Here is an 18,721-nt window from a genome sequence, read left to right on the forward strand (position 1 = left end):
CAGGACGGCAAGGTTAGTTGAGCCCGAGGATGCCGTCGCGCACGGAAGGGGGCGTCGCGTCCGGTCCGATATAACCGCGCAGAATGACGTGGGTGAGGAGCGGATCGGTGACCTGACCCAGGCTGCGGCCATTGACGGTAAAATCGACCCCCTGCTGGTTGAACAGAAGATCCACCGTATCGCCTTTGCTCATGGCCGGAACGCTGGCAAGGAATTTAGCGACCTCGTCGCTCGGCAGGTGGCAGGGCGCCTCGCAATTCGTCGCGAGAGACTTCTTCCAGGAATTGCGGCTTTTCTCGATATCGACATCGTGGACAAAGACGAAGCGCAGCAGCTTAGGTTCGGGGGAGGCCATGATGGCCGCCGCGTCGTGGCTCGGCTGGCTGAGGAAAAGCCCGGCGACAAAAATATGGATATTGAGAACGGAATAGGTGCGCAGGGCCATCCCGTTCAGCGTCAGCGGCACGCCTTCGACGACCTTATGATCGGGCATCTGCACCCCGGCAAGTTCGGCGGCATGGGCAGAAGGCAGCCCGAGGAACAGGCCAGCGGCGCAGGCTGACATACGGAGCAGGGTTGTCGATTTTTGAACCAAGGTTTCGCTATATCCCCAATCTCAGTCGCCTCACCGCATCCAACCTGCCGCACCATGGCGGCGGCGGTATAGGTGCGATCCAGTGACACCCATAGTCCGACATGTCGGATTGCTTTTCAACCGAGCATCGGCCGGCTGTACGTCACGATCTCCGGCATAACGGTGGCGGCAGGCGCGGCCAGTCCCAGCTTGGCGGCAATGCAAGCTCATGGGATAACGCCAAACCGCACAACAATCGTGCGGTCCAAGAATGAGAATAAAGGCGGAGGAAGACATGCCAGCATCGATTGACGCGGCTTATGATCTGTCGGGCCAGGTGGCCCTTGTCACCGGCGGCGCGCGGGGAATCGGCCTTAGCATCGCGACTCTGCTGGCGGAGCAGGGGGCCCGTATCGTGCTGGTCGATTCCAACCCCGAGGTCACGACGGTCGCGACAGAACTCGGCCAGGACGGTTTCGGTCTGGTCGTGGATGTGCGGGATGCGGCGGCGGTGGAAGCGGCGGTGGCCGAGATCATCGCCCGCACCGGCCAGATCGACATCCTGGTCAATAATGTCGGCGTCGGCATCATCGCCCCGGCGACAGAGCTGTCGAACGACATCTGGGATCTGACGATGAGCGTCAATCTCCGTGCGCCCTTTCTGTTTTCGCGTGAGGTCGGCCGCCACATGATCGGCCGCGGCTATGGCCGCATCGTCAGCATGGCCTCCCAGGCGGCCTTGGTCGCGCTGGACGACCATGTCGCTTACGGCGCCAGCAAGGCCGGCATCATCGGCATGAGCAAGGTGCTGGCTCTGGAATGGGGGCCGAAGGGCATCACCAGCAACACGATATCGCCCACCGTCATCAATACGCCCATGGGCAAGATGACCTGGGTCGGCGAGCGCGGCGACAAGTTCCGCGCCAAAATCCCGGTCGGCCGTTTCGGCGAGGCCGAGGAAATCGCTCATGCCGTGCTCTATCTGGTCAGCCGGGCTGCCGGTATGATCAATGGCGAGAATCTGGTGATCGACGGCGGCTATACGATCACCTGAGAGCGGGAGCGGCTGATGCGGCGAATGGCGGGGCTTTCGATGGCGGCGGGTTTCCTGTCGCTGGCTGTGACGATCCCTGCCTTTGCCGCCGACAGCACCGGTATCGTCGTCACCGCGGCCTGGTCGCGCATCACGCCAATCGCGACCATTCCGGCCGTCGTCTATCTGACCGTCACGGATAGCGGTGCGCCGGATCAGCTGACGGCCGCCGCCACGCCCATCGCGCAGACGGCCAGCCTGCATCAAAGCCATTTGGTGAACGGGTTGATGGTGATGGATCCGGTGACCGATTTGCCGGTCAGCTCCGGCCATCCGCTGATGCTCTCGCCCGACGGCTATCATATCATGCTCGAAGGTCTCAGCCATTCGCTGACGGTGGGCGAGACATTTCCCCTCACGCTCACCTTCGCCCATGCCGGTCCGGTCAAAGTCACCGTGACCGTGCAGCCGATGACCTATATGCCGCCCGCGCCGATTGGCGCCCCTGCGATGTCGGGCATGAAGATGTAGCCTGCGAGCCCGTTCAGACGATCGGCGGATTGAGACGCGCGAAACCTGCCTGTCGCTGATAGGGGAAATAGGGATAGGGCGCCGTCACGTCGCTCGCTTTGTCGAGCGACGCCATCTGCGCTGGGCTGAGCGACCAGCCGACCGCGCCAAGATTCTGGCGAAGCTGTTGCTCGTTCCGGGCGCCGATGATGACCGAACTGACGGTCGGGCGGTTGATGAGCCAATTCAACGCGACCTGAGCGACCGTCTTGCCGGTGTCCTCGGCCACATCGGCAAGCGCGTCCACCACGCGATACAAGTATTCATCTTCGACAGGCGGACCGAAGGATGCCGTGTCATGCAGCCGGCTTTCGCGGGGCAGGGGCTGCCCCCGGCGGATCTTGCCGGTAAGGCGCCCCCAGCCGAGAGGGCTCCAGACCATGGCGCCGACCCCCTGGTCGCGCGCCAGCGGCATCAGCTCCCATTCGTAGTCGCGGCCGATGAGGGAATAATACACCTGATGCGCCACATAGCGGGTCCAGCCATGCCGGTCGGCCAGCCCGATTGACTTCATGACCTGCCAGCCGGAGAAGTTCGAGACCCCGGTGTATCGCAGCTTGCCGCCCCGTACGAGCTGATCGAGGGTCTGCAGCACTTCCTCGATCGCTGTTCCCGCGTCAAAGGCGTGAAGCTGAAGAAGATCGATGTAATCCGTGCCCAGGCGTCTCAGCGCATCATCGACGGCGCGGATAATCCGCGACCGCGACGTGCCGGCGTCATTGGCTCCGTCACCTATCGGCAGGCCCAGCTTGGTGGAGAGAAGAACCTCCGAACGGCGGCCTTTGATGGCCTGGCCGAGCACGATCTCGGATGCGCCATTGGAATAGACATCGGCCGTGTCGAACAGGTTGACGCCCGCTTCCAGGCAGATATCGACCAGGCGTCTTGCCTCATCGCCCTCCGTATTGCCCCAGGCGCCGAAGAGCGGGCCGGTTCCGCCGAATGTGCCGGCGCCGAAGCTGAGAACCGGCACCTTTAATCCCGACGCGCCGAGATGACGATATTCCATGGTGATTGGTCTCTTGCTGGATGGGGTGAAAGGCTGCACGCCTTTCCATGCAGACAAGATGGCGCAGGAGCGCTCAATGAATTAGACCTCACGTCGGAATGTTATTCGTGAAGTGAACGCCTGGAGTGAGACAGGAGCCTAACCGCGCTGGAGAGATGGCGGCCTTCGTCCGCGTGGTTGAGCATGGCGGCTTCGCCCGTGCGGGCCATGTGCTCGGCCTGTCGCCCTCGGCTGTCAGCAGGCTGATCACGCGGCTGGAACAGCGCCTGGGCGCCACATTGCTGCGCCGCTCAACCCGCAAGCTGGCGCTTACCCCGGAGGGAGAGCAGTTTCACGCCCGGGCCTTGACCATCCTGGCGGAAATCGACCTCGCGGAGCGGGAGATTGGGGGAGCGAGGCTGCCATCGGGGCGCATCCGCATCAACAGTTCCATGAGCTATGTGGCCCATGTGCTGGCCGATATCCTGCCGGATTTCCTGGCCCGCTACCCCGATATCAGCCTGGAGATCATCCAGACCGACAGGGTGGCTGATCTGCTCAAGGACGGCAGCGACATCGCGATAAGGGCGGGCGAACTGCCGGCATCCAGCCTCGTCGCGCGATCACTCGGCGAGACGCCTCTGGTGGTGGTCGCCGCACCGTCCTGGATCGAACGGAACGGCATGCCCGTTGACGCGGACGCGCTTTCCGCTCGCGACCGTTTGGGCTTTGCCTATGCCCGCGCATCGGGCGATTGGCTGCGCCCGGGGGAAAGTGCGCCCGCGCGGGTTAGGGTTAGCGACGGTGAGGGCATTCGGCGGCTGGCTTTGGCGGGTGTCGCATCGGCAAGGCTGGCGGAGTTCACGGTGCGGAGCGCCATCGCATCCCGCCAGCTGATTGTCCTACCGACGAAAACGACCCCTACGCGGCAGGAGCCGTTTCACGCGGTCTATGTCGGGCAGTCCGGCCAACTGCCAGCTCGGATTCGCGTGTTACTGGACTATCTGGCGATATCGGGCCGGGTGGACCGGCCATTTCGCGGATAGGCTCAGGCGTCTGCTTGCTCGGCTGCGGCATCATCGCCGGCACCGGCACGGCGGCGCGACAGCACGGTTTCCGTCTTCAGCTGACCGCAGGCCGCCAGAATATCCTGTCCGCGCGGCGTGCGGATGGGGGAGGCATAGCCCGCATCCATGACGATATTGGCGAAGCGACGGATGGCGTTCTTCGAGCTCGTCTCGTATTTGCTGCCGGGCCAGGGATTGAAGGGGATCAGGTTCACCTTCGCCGGCAGGCCCGCGATCAGCCGCACCAGCTCCCGCGCATCGGCCTCGCTGTCGTTCACGTCCTTGAGCATGACGTATTCGAAGGTGATGCGCCGCGCGTTGGACGCCGGCGGGTAGCGATGGCAGGCCGCCATCAGCTCCTTGATCGGGTATTTGCGGTTCAGCGGCACCAGCTCGTCGCGCAGTTCGTCGCGCACGGCGTGCAGCGAGACGGCGAGGTTGACGCCAAGCTCGGCGCCCGCACGGTCCATCATCGGCACGACGCCGCTGGTCGACAGCGTGATGCGGCGGCGGGACAAGGCGATGCCCTCGCCGTCCATGACGATCTTCATCGCCTTGGCGACGTTCTCGTAATTGTACAAGGGCTCGCCCATGCCCATCAGCACGATGGTGGAAAGCAGGCGCGGGGTCTCGCCCTTCGGGCTAGGCCATTCATTATAGCTGTCGCGCGCGGCCATGAACTGGCCGACGATTTCGGCCGCACCCAGATTGCGCATCAGGCGCTGGGTGCCGGTATGGCAGAAGCTGCAGGACAGGGTGCAACCGACCTGGGAGGAGATGCAGACGGCGCCGCGATCCTGCTCGGGGTCCGGAATATAGACCGTCTCGGCTTCCTGTCCGTCGCGGAAGCGGAACAGGAATTTGCGCGTCGCGTCCGTGCTGGTCTGGGTGACGGCGGCCAAGGGCCGGCCGACGACGAAATGCTCGGCCAGCTTGTCCCGCATCGGCTTAGCCATGCTGGACATCTTGGAGAAATCGGTCTCGCCCTGATGATAGATCCAGTGCCAGATCTGTTTCGCGCGGAAGGGCGCCTCCCCGATGTCGCGCACGACCTCGATCAGTTCCTCCCGCGACAGGCCGACAAGCTCGCGCCGTCCGTCCGCCATGCGCGCGGGCGGCGGGGCGAACAAAGCCGCCTTGGCCAGGATGCGGGCCGCATCCTCCGGCATGGCGCCGACGAAGGGCGTGCTGGTTTCGGTCTTGCGGGCTTCGGTCTTCAGGGGTGGGATGGCGTTCACTTCGCGGGGCAAGCCTTTACGATGGCGCCGTAAGCGGCGCTGAAGCCTGAGAGGGAGAATTTCTCGGTATGCTTCTTCTCGCTTTTCGTGGCCCAGGCGGCGCTCGCGCCATTGCCCTTCTGCATCGCGATCACGGTCGCGCGGCCGTCGCGGGAATAGGCGTGCGGGCCCGCGGTATAGAAGGACATGGCCGTCTGGTCATCGACCTGGACCGCGACTTCGGTCTTGGCCGGATAATCATGGGTTGCATTGACCACGACTTCGTCGCGGGAGGTCGGGCGCTCGGTCACGATGATCATCGCGGCGGTCGCGGTCTTGGCGCTGCCGATGGCCCGCGTGAAGGCGTAGCAGACATGGGAGCCCGGCAGGGACGCGGCTGTCCAGTCCGAGAAGACGCCCAGCGAGGTGGGGCCGCCCGTCTCAGCGGCGAATGCCGGTGCGGAAAGGGCCATCAGGGTCGATACGGTGATCATGATCTTGCGCATGGTGACGGGATAAGGGACCAGCCGGCTGCTTCGCAAGTGAAGCTTGCGCCATAAGCTGCATGTCTCGCCAGCGCGCGCAGGAGTCTTTAAAGCGGCGGGCATGACCGACAGCACCGACGCCCAGCTCGCCGCCCAGTATGAGGCCTATCCCTATCCGGCCCGCGACCCGAAGGAGGAGGCCAAGCGCCTTATCATCGGCAGTCCGTCGCATCTGCGGGAAATCGACTACTGGGTTTTCGGCGCCCGGCGCCCGCAGGCGCAGCCGTTGCAGGCGCTGGTGGCGGGTGGCGGTACCGGTGACGGCACCATCATGCTGGCGACCCACCTCTCGCGGCGCGGCAATGCGGGTCGCGTGACCTATCTCGACCGGTCGCTCGCCGCCATGCGCATCGCCCGCGCGCGGGCGGAAGCGCGCAATCTGACCAATATCGACTGGGTCCAGGGCTCGATTCTCGACCTGCCGACACTGGGCCTTGGCCCCTTCGACTATATCGATTGCTGCGGCGTGCTGCATCATTTGCCCGAACCTGCGGCGGGCCTCGCGGCGCTGGAAGTCGTGCTCGCCCCCGGCGGCGGCATGGGGCTGATGGTCTATGCGCCGCATGGCCGCACCGGCGTTTATATGGTGCAAGACGCACTGGCGCTGCTGGCGCCGCCCGACCAGACGCCCGCCGCCCGGATCGAGGTCGGCAAGCGCGTCATGCGCCATCTGCCGGAAAGCAACTGGCTGCGCTTCAACCGCAATTTCTCGGACCATATTTCGGGCGGTGATGCCGGGCTGTACGACCTGCTGCTCAACCCCCGCGACCGCGCCTTTACGGTTTCCGACTTCGCGGCACTGCTCGGCACGTCCGGGATGGCGGTCGCGGCCTTCATGGAGCCGATGCGCTACAACCCCGCGACCTGGCTGCCGGACCCCAAGCTGCGCGCCCGCGCGGCGTCCCTGTCAGCGACCGCGCAGGCGGCGCTCGCCGAAAGCCTGACCGGCAATATGAGCGTCCATATCGCCTATTGCCGGCGGGCCGCCGAGCCCGTCACGCGTGCCGACCCGATGGCCGATACGGCGGTGCCGGTGATGCGTGAAGTGCCAGGGTCGGAGCTGGTGAAGTCCATCCTGCCCAATGGCCAGCTTCCCTTCCTGTTCGATGGGCTGCGCGCGCCCGTCAGCCTGCCGCCGCAGGCGCCGGCCATTCTGCAGGCGATCGATGGGGAAAGGACGGTGGCGGACCTCGCCGCATTCTTCGCCGAGCGCGGCATGGCGGCGGACAAATTCCGCCGTGCCTGGGCCGAGGTTTTTGCGGCGCTGGAGCCCGTCAACCGCGTGCTGCTGGCCGCGCCAAAAGGATAGCGGCACGGCCCTAAATGGAAGAAGCATCGTTCAAACGCCCCTTCGAACTGCGCCCGATCGAGACGCTGTCGGCGCGCTACGTGCAGCGGTCGTTCAAGCCGCACGCCCATGAGGAGTATTTGCTCGGCATCATTACCGCCGGCGCCCATTCCGTCTGGTGCCGCGGTGAGCATCACTGCGTATCGGGCGGAACGATCGTCACCATGCATCCGGGGGATGTCCATCATGGCGGGGCCGGCGACGCCGAGGGTTGGTCGCAGCGGATGCTCTATATCGGTGAGGACGAATTGCGGGCGCTTCTGGGCGTGGGGGCATCATCCCCCAGCTTCCGCACGTCCTTTCACCACAGCCCGGATCTCGCGGGCCGTCTGGCGCGTCTTCATGACATGGTCCATCGCTCGCCGCTGGCCATGCCGCGTGACACGGCGCTGACTGGCTTGGCGACGCTGCTGAGGCCGATGGTGGGGGCTATCGGTTCGCCACCCGAACGGCGAGACCTTCCGGACGCGCGGGTGCAGCGCATGATCGACTTCCTCCATGCCCATGCGGCGGAGGACATTGGCCTGGACGCGCTCGGCGCGCTCGCCGGGCTCGGCCAGCGGCATACGATCGATGTGTTCAAACGTCGGGTCGGGCTGCCGCCGCATGCCTATCATCTCGGTCTGAAGGTGCGCATGGTGCAGAAACTGCTGCGGCAGGGTGTGACGCCGGCACAGGCGGCGGCCGATGCCGGGTTCGCGGACCAAAGCCACATGACGCGGCATTTCATCGCGATCGTCGGAACCACTCCTGCGGCCTTCGTGCGTGCCTGAGCGTCACCGCGTTTTCGTTCTATAGGCTGCGCGCCTCCCCCGTTAGCTGAAGGCGATCCGCCCCTGTCGTGTGGACGGTGTGATCGGGATCAGAGACGTGAGAAAAGCAGACCAGACTTGGTCGATCGGCTGGGCCGATCTGGCCATCCTCGGCATCGCGGTGATCTGGGGCGCCAGTTACCCGGTCACCAAGGTGGCGCTGGCATCTGCGTCCGTCCTGACCGTGATCCTCTATCGCTTCGGACTGACCGGTCTCCTGATGAGCGCGCTGGCCTGGCGTGATCTGGCCGCGATCTCGCGCGCGGACCTTGGCAGAGGCGTCCTGCTCGGTGCGATTCTGTGCTCGATCTTCCTGGCTGAGGTCGCGGGTATCGCCCTTGCGAGCGCGACCAATGCGGCCTTGATCATCTCGCTCAGCACCCTGCTCACGCCGATGCTCGACTACGGCCTGTCCCGGCGCTTGCCCCCGCTCGGTGTCGCGGTCGGCGCTGCCTTGGCTTGGATCGGTATCGCGCTGCTCGCGGGCGGCGCGACGTCCTGGTCGATCGGCGATTCCCTGCTGCTATTGGCTGCCGGATTGCGGGCCGTGATGGTGGTGACGACCAAAAGGGTCATGGCGGCCAGCACGCTTTCCTCCACCGCTTTGACGGCGCTGCAGGCCAATACCGTTGCGGTCCTGACCCTGGCGGTGGCGCTGGCGATGCAAGGACCGGCCGCCAGCCTGATCGCGGCGCCGATCCGCTTTTGGGCGAGCATCGGCTTTCTGACCTTGTTCTGCACCCTGGCCGCGTTCTACGTCCAGAACACCATGGTGCGGCGCACTAGCCCGACCCGCGTGGCGCTGCTGATGGGAACCGAGCCGCTGTTCGGTTTGGCGCTTGCCCATCTCCTGATCGCGGAGCCGGTCACGACAGCGACCTTCATGGGTGCCGCGCTGATCGTCGGCGGCACATTTCTGGGCATCCAGGCCGAGACGCGCCGCATCAAAAACGGGGCGAGCAGCCAGCATTTGCTGCCCGGTTAAAGCGGCGGGTCGACCGGACCGGTCTATCCCTTGGCGGCGTTCGGCACGCCGCCCGGCAGCCGCAGCCGCAGGAAGCTGAGCCCCATGCCGATGACGGCGAGCGCGCAGGCCAGGCTCATCGCGATCTGCATCTGCCCGTGATGCGGGAACAGCTTGAAGACCACGGCGCAGAGCGTGGCACCCAAAGTCTGTCCCGTGAGCCGCGCCATGCCCAGCATGCCATTGGCGCCGCCGGAGCGGTGCCGTGGCGCGGAGCCCAGGATCGCCCGGTTATTGGGCGACTGGAAGAGACCGAAGCCGGCGCCGCAAATCCCCAGCCGCCAGCAGATGTCCCAATTCTCCGGATGCGCCGGCAGCAGCGCGGTCAGACCCAGCCCGAGCGCATAGAGGCCGAGCCCGATCCCGCCGAGCAGCCCCGCCGGCATCCGGTCGGATAGCCGGCCGGCGATGGGGGCGACGACCATCAGGACAACGGGCCAGGGCGTCATCAGCAAACCCGTCATGACCTCGCTGCGGCCGAGCACGTCCTGCACGTAGAAGGGGATGGCGATAAAGGCCAGCAACTGCGCGCAGAAGGAGAAGATCGAGGTCATGATCGATAGGCGAAATAGCGGGATGCGCAGCAGGTCGATCGGCAGCAGCGGCTCGGCGCGGGTCAGCTGGCGCCGCACCAGGAAAACGCCGGCCAGGATGCCGATGATCACCTCCGCGGCGCCCTGAAGCCAGCTTCTGCCATGCGACAGGCCCATGATGCCGAACATGCCGATGCCGAAGCTCAAGACGCAAAGCGCGGCGCTGGTGAGGTCATACCGCATGGTGGAACGCTGGCTCAGCGGCAGCGCCCAATAAGCGACCGCGAAACAGACGAAGCCGATCGGCACATTGATGGCGAACAGCCATTCCCAATGCGCGACGGCCAGGATGGCGGAGGCGATCGAAGGCGCGGCGGCCGTGGACGCCGCGACCGTCAACGCGTTGATCGACAGGCCCTGGCCGAGCTTCGCCCGCGGATAGGCAAAGCGGATCAGCGCGCCGGAGACGCTCATCTGGCAGGCTGCGCCGCAGCCCTGGAAGATGCGGGCGATGGTCAGCTGGTCGAGCGTCGAGGACATCGCGCAGCCGAAAGACGCGCAGGTGAACAGCACGACGCCGTACAGGAAGATGCGCTTATAGCCGAGGATTTCACCGAGCGAGGCAAAGGGCAGCAGCAGCACCAGCACCGCGATCTGATAGGCATTGATGATCGAGACACTGTCATGCGGGCTGACATGCACGTCCGCCGCGATCGTCGGCAACGCCACATTGGCGATGGCACCGTCGAGCACGGCCATGACGAGGCCGAGGGCGACGGCGAGCACGGCCCAGAAACGCTGCGGCTGGTCCAGCCCATCCTGCGGGATCGCGTTGGAAAATGCGGTCATTCAGCTCAGCCTCTAGCAGATTGTCTCGGCAAATTATTTCTTTTCGGTTGTATCAGGCGTGTCGAGTTCGATCTGCTGCCAACCGCCGCCCAGCGCCTTATAGAGACTGACATAATCGGTCACGAGTGCGAGATCGCTCTGTGCCACCTCGTCACGCGCGGCAAAGACGGTGCGTTCGTCGGTCAGCACCGTCAGGAAGTCTGTCAGGCCGGCATGGTAAAGCTCGGTTGATTGGCCAAGCGCCTTCTCGGCGTCCTTCACTGAGGCAACGAGGGACGCATTGGTCTGCCGCTCGGTCATGACGCGGATCAGCGCGTCCTCGACCTGCTGCAAGGCCGAGAGTACCGCGGATTTATAGGATAGCTGCGCCTCGTCGGCGACAGCGCGAGCTTCGCGGATTTTCGCGTTGAGCTTGCCACCGGCATAAAGATGCTGGCTGCCCTCGATCGCCGCCGTGAAGGTTAGGGCCGCGCCCTCGAACAAGGTCGAGGCGAGGCTCGCTTGCGGGGTCAGCGTCAGCGGGATCGCGAAATGCGGCAACTCGGCCGCGATGGCGACGCCGATCTGGGCATTGGCGGCCGCATATTGCATCAGCGCCGCATGAACGTCCGGCCGGTTCGCGATGACGTCGGAGGGGACCGAATCCGGTAGCGTCGCCGGCGTCACCATCAGCGGCTGCGGCACGGTCAGCATCGCCTCCAGATCACCCGGATAGCGGCCGAGCAGAACCGCAATGGCATGCGCCATCACCGCGATGCCGGCGCGCAGATGCGGCAGGGTCGATTGCGTCTGTTCCAGCTGGGTGCGGGCCTGCAGCACGGCGACCGTGGTGCCAAGACCCTGCGTTTCCAGGTTCTCGGCGTAGGACAGCACATCCTGCGCCGTCTTGACGTTGCTTTCGGCGATCGCCAGCTCATCCTGACCGGACCGGAGTGTCGCGTAATCGGTCGCGAGTTCGGACAGCAGGCTCACCAGCAGCGCGCGGCGTTCGGCGATGGTCGCATCCACATTATAGCCGGCGGCTTCGGTCGCGCGCCGGTTCTCGCCGAAAATATCCAGCTCCCAGCTCGCATCGAAGCCAAGCTGGTAATACTGGTAATTGCCCACGCCGGGCGGCCAGACCAGTTCGGTGCTCGACCGGTCGCGGGAATACTGGGCGCCGAAATCGATCTGCGGCAGGGCACCGGCCGCCGCCTCGATCTTTTGCTGCCGCGCCTGCACCAGTCGGTCACGCGCGATCTGCAGGTCCAGATTGCCGGTGATGGCTTCGTTCACCAACCGGTTCAGTACCGGATCGTTGAAGGACTGCCACCAGCGCGTCAGCTCGGCATCCGTCAGCGCGATCTCGGTCGGCGTCGCCGGCTTTTCAGTGAATTGCGGTGGCAGGTCCAGCTTCGGCTTGGAGAAATTGGGCCCGACCGTGCAGGCAGCCAATAGGCTCGCGAGCGGCAGCGCCAGCGCCCCTTTCAGGGAGAAGGAGGGACGGCGCATCTTACAGATTATCCTCGAACCAAGACTGGACGCGGCCGGTGATGCCGTGGGCGACGGGCACTTCCCGCCCGACATTGACCGAGCAGGTCATGCCCGATGCCAGCACGACACCCGCGGGCAATTGGTCGATCGCGACATAGACGGGAATACGCTGGGCCAGGCGCACCCAGTCGAAGACGGGATTGACCTCAGGCAGGCCGTTCGGGTTGGCGGCATCGTTCTGATTGGCGATGCCGAGGCCGATGCTGCTGACTTGGCCGGTCAAGCGCTGCGGGAAGCCCATCAGCTTGATGCTGACGGCGTCGCCGATATGGATTTTAGAGATCTTGGTCTCTTCGAAATAGCCGATGACCTTGAAGGACCCGGTGTCGATCAGCGCGACATCGGGATGTCCCGCCGTCGCGAAATCCCCCGCCTGAAGACGCAGATGGCTGACGACGCCGGAGACCGGGGCGTAGATCGTGGACCGCGCGAGGTTGAGTTTCGCGAGGTCGACCGCCGCCTGCGCGCCTTCGACATTGGCCGAGGCGACGGAGGAGGCGATGCCGGTATTGACGACGTCTTCCTTGGAAATCAGACCGCTGAGGCCACGGCGCCGCGCCACGTCATCCTGCGCCTTCTTTTCCTGCAACTGAGCGGCGTCGAGATCGGCCTGGGCCTGTGCCAAGGCGATCTGGAAGCGACTTTTGTCGATCTGGTAAAGGACCTGGCCTTTCGTGACCGCCTCGTTATCGCGCAGCGGCATCGAGACGACGGTGCCCGAGACTTCGGGCGCGACCACGACCGTTTGCGCGAAGACGCGGCCGTCCCGCGTCCAGGGCGCCAGCATATAGACGTTCCACAATTGCACGACGATGAAGACCGCAACGGCCAGGATCGCGAGCGTGATCAGAAAGCGGATAAGGCGAAGGACAACAGACATGGGGTTCCGGTCAGGCCGCTAGGAGCACGATGGCGCCAGTGATGATGAAATACAGAGCAACCTCGAACAAAGCAGGGTGCCAGACGATGGAAAACACCCTGAGCCTGCCGAGTATAAAGCGCACCGGGACGAAGATGATCGCGCCCAGAATGCAGTAGAGGACGATCGGGGCGTAAAGAATGCTGCCGATTTGAGCTTCCGAAAACATGCCGTCATGCGCCCTTCGGCAAAGGCGCTTCAAGCGCCAGGAGGTGTTCCGCCTGGGGCATCAGCGCCGCGATGGTGCGGAAGCTGCCGGCGACGCGCAGCAGCCCGGGTCGCGCCTCGGCGCCGGCTGCGTGCAAGGCGAGCAGGCTCTCGCTCGCCCTCTCGGCACTTTTCGCCGCGCGGCGGGGCTGGCGCAGATGGGTCAGGTCGCGAATGGCGCGCGCTGTCTCGGCGGCTTCCGGTGCGGGCAGGGTGATGCCGCGCAACAGCGACTGCAGCCGGATGGCTTCCTGCGCGATGATGAGCAGCGCGCCGCTATCGCCGATGGAGCGGTTGCGCAGCGCAGGATTGACCTGAAGGCGCAAAAACAGCCGCTGCATCGCCTGATTATAGGTCACCAGCCAGCCCAGCCAGTCGCGCCGCCCCCGCGGGCGGCCGCAGCTTGCGATCATATGTTCGGTCGAACGGCGCATGCGGCGGGCCAGATAGCTCGCATCCCGCATCGGGTTAGGCGGCAGGATGACGCGGAAGACCAGAACCGTGCCCCAGGCGCCGAGCAGAAAAGCCATGCCGCCATTGGCGAAGGAAATGATGTCGTATTTCATGACATTCGCGAGGTTCAGCTGGGTGATGAAAAAGATCACGAAGCCCAGCGCCATCAGCCCGTATTTGGGGACGATCGTGTAATAGATCGCGATCATCAGGACCGGCGTCATGCTGAGAAACAGCATCGGATAGCCGGACAGATGCGGCAGGATCAAAAACTCCCAAACGAAGGCAAGCAGGGTCGAGAGCGTAATGCCTTTCGCGAATTGAAGGCTGGCAGCCGAGGCGCTGGGCGCACCCGACAGAAGGGCGCAGGACGCGGCCAGAATCAGCAGCAAGGTCGGGCCTTGGTCCCAGGCCGTGACATAGGCGAACAAACCGCCCAGCACGACCGCGATCATGCTGCGCAGGCCGTTGCGCCGAGCGGTCGCGTAATCCTTGAAGGTGATCAGCCGGCCGCCACGATGATAGGGCCGCTGACGCGCGCGCCAGGTCGCGAACGGCGCCACGGCGTCATAAAGCTGCTCCAACTCCTGGTGGATGCGGGCGAGGGTGGTCGCTTCGTCCAGCGTATGCGCGGCGGATTGCAGCGCCGTCACCTCTCGCGCACCGACCGCGATCTTTTCGGCCATCGCGATCGTCTCCCGGTCGGTGCGGGGCTCGAACTGCGATAGCTCCAGCAGCAAGCCGCGAACTTTCTCGACGATCGACGGGCTGTGTTCGGCGGTGCCTTGGGGGGCATCCTCGCCGGCTTCCTGCGCAGCGGCCAAGACGTCCTGACGGGTCTTCCTATGGGTGGTCTCGATCTCACCGAGGATGGTGAGGGATTGCCCGGCGATCGAGACCGACAGCAGCGCCGCATACAAAGCGGCGAGCCCGCGGCGGATGCTGGCGGCGTGGCGGCTGACGTCGGGGGCCTCGGTCCCGGCGAACTCGATCACCTCGTCCAGCCGTTCGATCTCTCCGGCCAGGCGCGTCCGTTCGGCGATGAAATTCTTGTCGTCCATCGGCGTGCCGTCGGCGCGGCTGAGCAGCAGTTTCGCAACCCCCCGCACTGCCGCGCGGGACCGCGCGCGCATCGCATCCGTGGTGACGCTGGGCTGCAGGATCATGGTCACCAGGGTGGAGACGACGACGCCGAGCGTGACGACGGCAAGCCGGGCCAGCGCGTATTGCAGGACATCGTCGGGCTCGGGGATGGCGCCGATCGCGATCAGCGCCACGGTATAGCCGGACAGCACGGCGCCATAGGCCCGGAAATGGCGGAACATGCTGGAGGCAAAAGTACAAAGCCCGAGCCAGGCGCCGAAGCCGACGATGAACAGGATGGGCGATTGGCCGAACCAGGCCATGATGACGACGGCGGCGACGGCCCCGGTCAGCGTGCCGAAAATGCGCCACAGACCTTTTGAGATCAGGCCGCCGCGTGAAAGATTGGCGACGATCATGACGGTCACGGCGGAGGAGGCCGGCGTCGCCAGTTGCAACCACAGCGCCGCATAGAAGGCGATGGCCATGGCCAGGATGGTGCGGAACACATAGGCCTGGGCGGGCGACAGACGCAGCGCCTGGCCCAGGCTGGGCCAGAAGTCAGCGAAACGCGGTCGGTCGGTGCCGGTCTCAGCCAGCCGCGCGCTCACGCCTGCTCTCCGTCACCGATCTCGATTCGGGCCGACTGAGACTCGATGGCCTGCTCGATCCGCTCAAGCACGGACGCGCAGATCGTCATCTCCTCAGGCGGAATGTCTTTGACGAAGGTCTCGGCAAGGCCCTGATGGATGGTGTCGACCCGCGCGTAAATCGCGCGGCCTTGTTCCGTCATGGTGATGCGTTTGGACCGACGGTCATCCGGGTCTTCGACGCGTTCGGCGAGGCCCGCGCGTTCCAGCGCATCGACCAGCCGCACCAGCGACGCTGCTTCGATCATCAGGGCGGCAGCGAGGTCAGTCTGACGCTGTCCGTCCCCCATGCGGCCAAGATAAAGCAGGGGGCGCCAGGTCGCTTCCGTCAGGCCGAAATCGCGGACCCGGACATCGATCTCCCGCCGCCAGGCGATGGATATGCGGTAGATCAATCGACCGAATTCGGTAGCGCGCATCCCATCCCCGATAATGAACCGAACTAACTGGGACGCTTATAGTTAGCGTCCTAACAATTAGCTAGGCACGGAAATGTGAGCAGGGTTGCGCGCTTTACGCTCGCCTGGAAACGAATGTGGCGGACCCTGAGATCCGCCACAGCCTGTTGATTCGAACAGAAGTCGAACGGTTCAGCCGGTTGTCTCGTCCACACCAAGCGTCGCCAGCAATTGCTGGCGCAGACGGATGAAGTCCGGATCGCCGTGACGGCGCGGGCGATCCAGATTGATCGGAATATCGGCGCCGATCTGACCGTCGATCAGCACCACGGCGCGGTCGCCCAGCAGCAGCGCCTCGTCCACGTCATGCGTCACCAACAGCACCGTCAGGTCATGCTGCTGCCATAGCTGCGCCACCAGCGCCTGCATGCGCATCCGCGTCAGCGCGTCGAGCGCCGCGAAAGGCTCGTCGAGCAGCATCAGCTTGGGGCGGCGGACGAGGGCGCGGGCCAGCGCCACGCGCTGGGCCTCACCGCCCGACAGCGTCAGCGGCCAGGCATCCAGCCGGTGCGACAGGCCGAGTTCGGCCAGCGCCGCACTGGCCTGCGCACGCGTATCGCCCTGACGCAGGCCAAGCGCGACATTCCGCCAGACGCGCTTCCAGGGCAGCAGGCGCGGCTCCTGAAAAACCACGGCGCGCTCCTTCGGCACCGAGACGGTACCGGCCGGCGCGGGATCGAGCCCGGCCAGCGTGCGCAGCAGGGTCGATTTGCCGGAGCCCGAGCGGCCCAGCAGCACGGTGAAGCTGCCGGCTTCCAGCTCCAGGTCCAGGTCGGTCAGGATCGCCGGGCCGCCGAAGCTGCGGGTCAGCCCACGGACGCTGACGGCGGCCTCGCCTCGCGTCAGGCGGGCCTCGTCCAGAATGGGCGCGCGGGTTTCGATCGCGGTCATCATGCAGCCCTCCGATTGGCGCGATTTCCGCTGGACTGGGTTCCGATGAAGCTCGGGCGCCAGGCAAGGGCACGCTGTTCGATCACGCGCACCATGTAATCGGTCGCGAGGCCCAGCAGCGCGTAGATGATAAGGCCGACGAAGATGACGTCGGTTTCCAGAAAGTCCCGCGCGTTCATCACCAGATAGCCGATGCCGCTATTGGCATTGACCTGCTCGGCCACCACCAGCGTCAGCCAGGCGATGCCGACGGAATAGCGCAGGCCGACCAGAAACTGCGGCAGCGCGCCCGGCAGCACCACGTTCCAGATGATCTCGGCATGGGTCAGGTCCAGCGTCGACGCCGCTTCGATGATCTTGCGGTCGACCGAGCGGATGCCGGCAAACAGGTTGAGGTAGATCGGGAACATGGCGCCGAGGGCGATCAGGGCGATCTTGGGTGTCTCGCCGATGCCGAACCACAGGATGAACAGCGGGATCAGCGCCAGATGCGGCAAGGTCCGGACCATCTGCAGCGTGGAATCGACCGTATCTTCGCCTAGGCGCGACAGGCCCGCGAAGAGGCCGAAACCGGTGCCGAGCAGCACGCCGATGCCAAGCCCGAGACCGACACGGATGAGGGAGGCCCAGAGATTGCCGAGCAGCTGGCCCGTCACCAGCAATTGCCAGAAGGATTCCGCCACCATCACGGGCGAGGGCATCAGCCGGCTGTTGATGAGATGGAAGGAATCCAGCGCCTGCCAGACGATCAGGATCAGCAAGGGTACGGTAAAGCGATGCGCCTGCGCCAGAAAGGCGCTGACATTAAGCGATATGGCGCGATCCTGCGGGCGCGCGGCGGAGACGGCTGCGCTGGCCATGGCGGATTTCCTCTGACAGAACTGTGGAACAACTGCGTTAAAGGATTATATGCACGATTGACGAGGATGAGATAGTTCAAATACCACTTACGCCAAGCGGGTGCGGCATGCTGCATCTGCGAAAAAACCGCCCATCACCCATCTCAGGACAGTCCGATGATCTCTCGCAGATCCCTTCTTGCCACGGCTCCGGCCTTGGTCACCGCCGGGCTCGTCATGGGCCGAAATGCGGCTCAAGCTGCTGATAAGACTATCCATATTGGCTATCAGAAATACGGCACACTGCTGCTGCTGAAGGCCGCCGGGACGCTGGACCAGATTCTGGCTCCGCTCGGTTTCACGGTGGCGTGGAGTGAATTCCTCTCCGGCCCGCCCTTGCTGGAAGCGCTGAACGCGGGCGCGATCGCCTTCGGCATCACCGGGGAAACGCCGCCGGTTTTCGCCCAGGCCGCCGGCACGCCTTTCGTCTATCTCGCCTCTGACCCGGCCGCGCCGCAGGGCGAGGGCATTCTGGTGCCGGCCGACAGCAAGGTGCAGACGGTGGCTGATCTACGCGGCAAACGCGTGATTACAACCAAGGGCTCCAACGCCCATTACTGCCTTGTCGCTCTGCTGCTGAAGGCTGGCCTGAAGCCGTCGGACGTGCAGTTGAGCTTCCTGGCCCCGCCGGACGCCTTCGCGGCGTTCCGCACCGGCAGCGTGGACGCCTGGTGCGCCTGGGACCCGCTCTTCGCGGCGGCCGAGGTGACGGGCGGTCGCCTGCTCGCGGACGGTACCGGCGTGGTGCCGAACCATCAGTTCTTCCTGGCCCGTCAGGATTTCGCGGATGCCAATCCGGCCGTGATCCATGCGCTGCTGAATGCCGTGGCGGCCGAGGAGAAGAAGGTCCAGGCCGATCCGGGGCCTGCCGCCGCGACGATCGGGCCCGCAACCGGTATCCCCATCCCGGTGCTGCAGAAGGCGCTGCCGCGGATGGGCTACGGGCTGGGACCGATGACGCCCGAAATCTTCGCCGACCAGCAGAAGATCGCCGATACCTTCTTCGGTCTCGGGCTCATCCCGAAGAAGATCACGGTCACCGACAACGCCTGGAAGGGGTGAGGGCTG

At 65.0% G+C, this 18,721-nt stretch carries 19 protein-coding genes; 7 read left to right on the forward strand and 12 right to left on the reverse strand.

All coding sequences use genetic code 11. From position 1 onward, the window contains the following. Positions 1-13: 13 nt before the first annotated feature. Positions 14-595, reverse strand: coding sequence for a chalcone isomerase family protein (locus ACELLULO517_RS16265; RefSeq protein ID WP_227308462.1), 582 nt, complete (start codon positions 593-595; stop codon positions 14-16). Between the two features lie 274 nt (positions 596-869). Between ACELLULO517_RS16265 and ACELLULO517_RS16270 the strand changes: the two genes are divergently transcribed. Continuing rightward, positions 870-1,628: a GolD/DthD family dehydrogenase gene (locus tag ACELLULO517_RS16270; protein WP_227308463.1), complete on the forward strand. Its 759-nt coding sequence runs from the start codon at positions 870-872 to the stop codon at positions 1,626-1,628. 15 nt (positions 1,629-1,643) lie between these two features. Continuing rightward, positions 1,644-2,138, forward strand: coding sequence for a copper chaperone PCu(A)C (locus tag ACELLULO517_RS16275; RefSeq protein ID WP_227308464.1), 495 nt, complete (start codon positions 1,644-1,646; stop codon positions 2,136-2,138). 13 nt (positions 2,139-2,151) lie between these two features. On the opposite strand, the gene ACELLULO517_RS16280 is transcribed toward ACELLULO517_RS16275, so the two are convergent. Further along, positions 2,152-3,186 (reverse strand): aldo/keto reductase, encoded by a 1,035-nt coding sequence (locus ACELLULO517_RS16280; protein WP_227308465.1) that lies wholly within the window; start codon positions 3,184-3,186, stop codon positions 2,152-2,154. Between the two features lie 125 nt (positions 3,187-3,311). Between ACELLULO517_RS16280 and ACELLULO517_RS16285 the strand changes: the two genes are divergently transcribed. Beyond that, positions 3,312-4,211 carry a LysR substrate-binding domain-containing protein gene (locus tag ACELLULO517_RS16285; RefSeq protein WP_227308466.1) on the forward strand — a complete coding sequence of 300 codons (900 nt, stop codon included), beginning with the start codon at positions 3,312-3,314 and terminating at the stop codon, positions 4,209-4,211. Between the two features lie 2 nt (positions 4,212-4,213). Here the strand turns inward: ACELLULO517_RS16285 and rlmN are convergent, their stop codons facing one another. Continuing rightward, complete coding sequence (rlmN, locus tag ACELLULO517_RS16290; protein ID WP_227308701.1) at positions 4,214-5,401, reverse strand: 23S rRNA (adenine(2503)-C(2))-methyltransferase RlmN; 1,188 nt, start codon at positions 5,399-5,401, stop codon at positions 4,214-4,216. A gap of 65 nt (positions 5,402-5,466) precedes the next feature. Continuing rightward, positions 5,467-5,991 (reverse strand): invasion associated locus B family protein, encoded by a 525-nt coding sequence (locus ACELLULO517_RS16295; protein WP_227308467.1) that lies wholly within the window; start codon positions 5,989-5,991, stop codon positions 5,467-5,469. Positions 5,992-6,055: 64 nt separating this feature from the next. Between ACELLULO517_RS16295 and ACELLULO517_RS16300 the strand changes: the two genes are divergently transcribed. The 3 genes from ACELLULO517_RS16300 to ACELLULO517_RS16310 all read left to right on the forward strand — a co-directional run bounded on the left by ACELLULO517_RS16300 (position 6,056) and on the right by ACELLULO517_RS16310 (position 9,139). After that, positions 6,056-7,303 (forward strand): class I SAM-dependent methyltransferase, encoded by a 1,248-nt coding sequence (locus ACELLULO517_RS16300; RefSeq protein WP_227308468.1) that lies wholly within the window; start codon positions 6,056-6,058, stop codon positions 7,301-7,303. 14 nt (positions 7,304-7,317) lie between these two features. Continuing rightward, positions 7,318-8,115 carry an AraC family transcriptional regulator gene (locus ACELLULO517_RS16305; protein WP_227308469.1) on the forward strand — a complete coding sequence of 266 codons (798 nt, stop codon included), beginning with the start codon at positions 7,318-7,320 and terminating at the stop codon, positions 8,113-8,115. 97 nt (positions 8,116-8,212) lie between these two features. Next, a complete protein-coding gene (locus tag ACELLULO517_RS16310; RefSeq protein WP_227308470.1) occupies positions 8,213-9,139 on the forward strand; it encodes a DMT family transporter in 927 nt (308 codons plus the stop codon). 23 nt (positions 9,140-9,162) lie between these two features. On the opposite strand, the gene ACELLULO517_RS16315 is transcribed toward ACELLULO517_RS16310, so the two are convergent. From ACELLULO517_RS16315 to ACELLULO517_RS16350, 8 genes are all read right to left on the reverse strand, one after another. Continuing rightward, positions 9,163-10,560 (reverse strand): MFS transporter, encoded by a 1,398-nt coding sequence (locus ACELLULO517_RS16315; RefSeq protein WP_227308471.1) that lies wholly within the window; start codon positions 10,558-10,560, stop codon positions 9,163-9,165. 33 nt (positions 10,561-10,593) lie between these two features. Next, positions 10,594-12,051: an efflux transporter outer membrane subunit gene (locus tag ACELLULO517_RS16320; protein WP_227308472.1), complete on the reverse strand. Its 1,458-nt coding sequence runs from the start codon at positions 12,049-12,051 to the stop codon at positions 10,594-10,596. A 1-nt stretch (position 12,052) separates the two neighbouring features. After that, positions 12,053-12,973: an efflux RND transporter periplasmic adaptor subunit gene (locus tag ACELLULO517_RS16325; RefSeq protein ID WP_227308473.1), complete on the reverse strand. Its 921-nt coding sequence runs from the start codon at positions 12,971-12,973 to the stop codon at positions 12,053-12,055. A 10-nt stretch (positions 12,974-12,983) separates the two neighbouring features. Beyond that, on the reverse strand, positions 12,984-13,181 hold the full coding sequence (locus tag ACELLULO517_RS16330; RefSeq protein ID WP_227308474.1) for a DUF1656 domain-containing protein: 198 nt from the start codon (positions 13,179-13,181) through the stop codon (positions 12,984-12,986). A gap of 4 nt (positions 13,182-13,185) precedes the next feature. Further along, the gene (locus ACELLULO517_RS16335) at positions 13,186-15,366 is read right to left on the reverse strand and encodes an FUSC family protein (RefSeq protein WP_227308475.1); all 2,181 of its coding nucleotides are present in this window, start codon (positions 15,364-15,366) and stop codon (positions 13,186-13,188) included. After that, complete coding sequence (locus tag ACELLULO517_RS16340) at positions 15,363-15,824, reverse strand: MarR family winged helix-turn-helix transcriptional regulator (RefSeq protein ID WP_227308476.1); 462 nt, start codon at positions 15,822-15,824, stop codon at positions 15,363-15,365. Before ACELLULO517_RS16340 ends, ACELLULO517_RS16335 begins: the two co-directional genes overlap by 4 nt. Before the next feature lie 171 nt (positions 15,825-15,995). Then, positions 15,996-16,757, reverse strand: a complete 762-nt coding sequence (locus tag ACELLULO517_RS16345; protein ID WP_406566272.1) for an ABC transporter ATP-binding protein — start codon at positions 16,755-16,757, stop codon at positions 15,996-15,998. After that, entirely contained in the window at positions 16,754-17,614 is an 861-nt protein-coding gene (locus ACELLULO517_RS16350; protein ID WP_227308477.1) for an ABC transporter permease subunit, read from the reverse strand. The genes ACELLULO517_RS16345 and ACELLULO517_RS16350 overlap by 4 nt, the downstream gene beginning before the upstream one ends. Positions 17,615-17,770: 156 nt before the next feature. On the opposite strand from ACELLULO517_RS16350, the gene ACELLULO517_RS16355 reads away from it, so the two are divergent. Further along, positions 17,771-18,715, forward strand: a complete 945-nt coding sequence (locus ACELLULO517_RS16355) for an aliphatic sulfonate ABC transporter substrate-binding protein (RefSeq protein WP_227308478.1) — start codon at positions 17,771-17,773, stop codon at positions 18,713-18,715. Positions 18,716-18,721: the final 6 nt, after the last annotated feature.

Source organism: Acidisoma cellulosilyticum (genome assembly GCF_020621385.1).
GTDB lineage: Bacteria > Pseudomonadota > Alphaproteobacteria > Acetobacterales > Acetobacteraceae > Acidisoma > Acidisoma cellulosilyticum.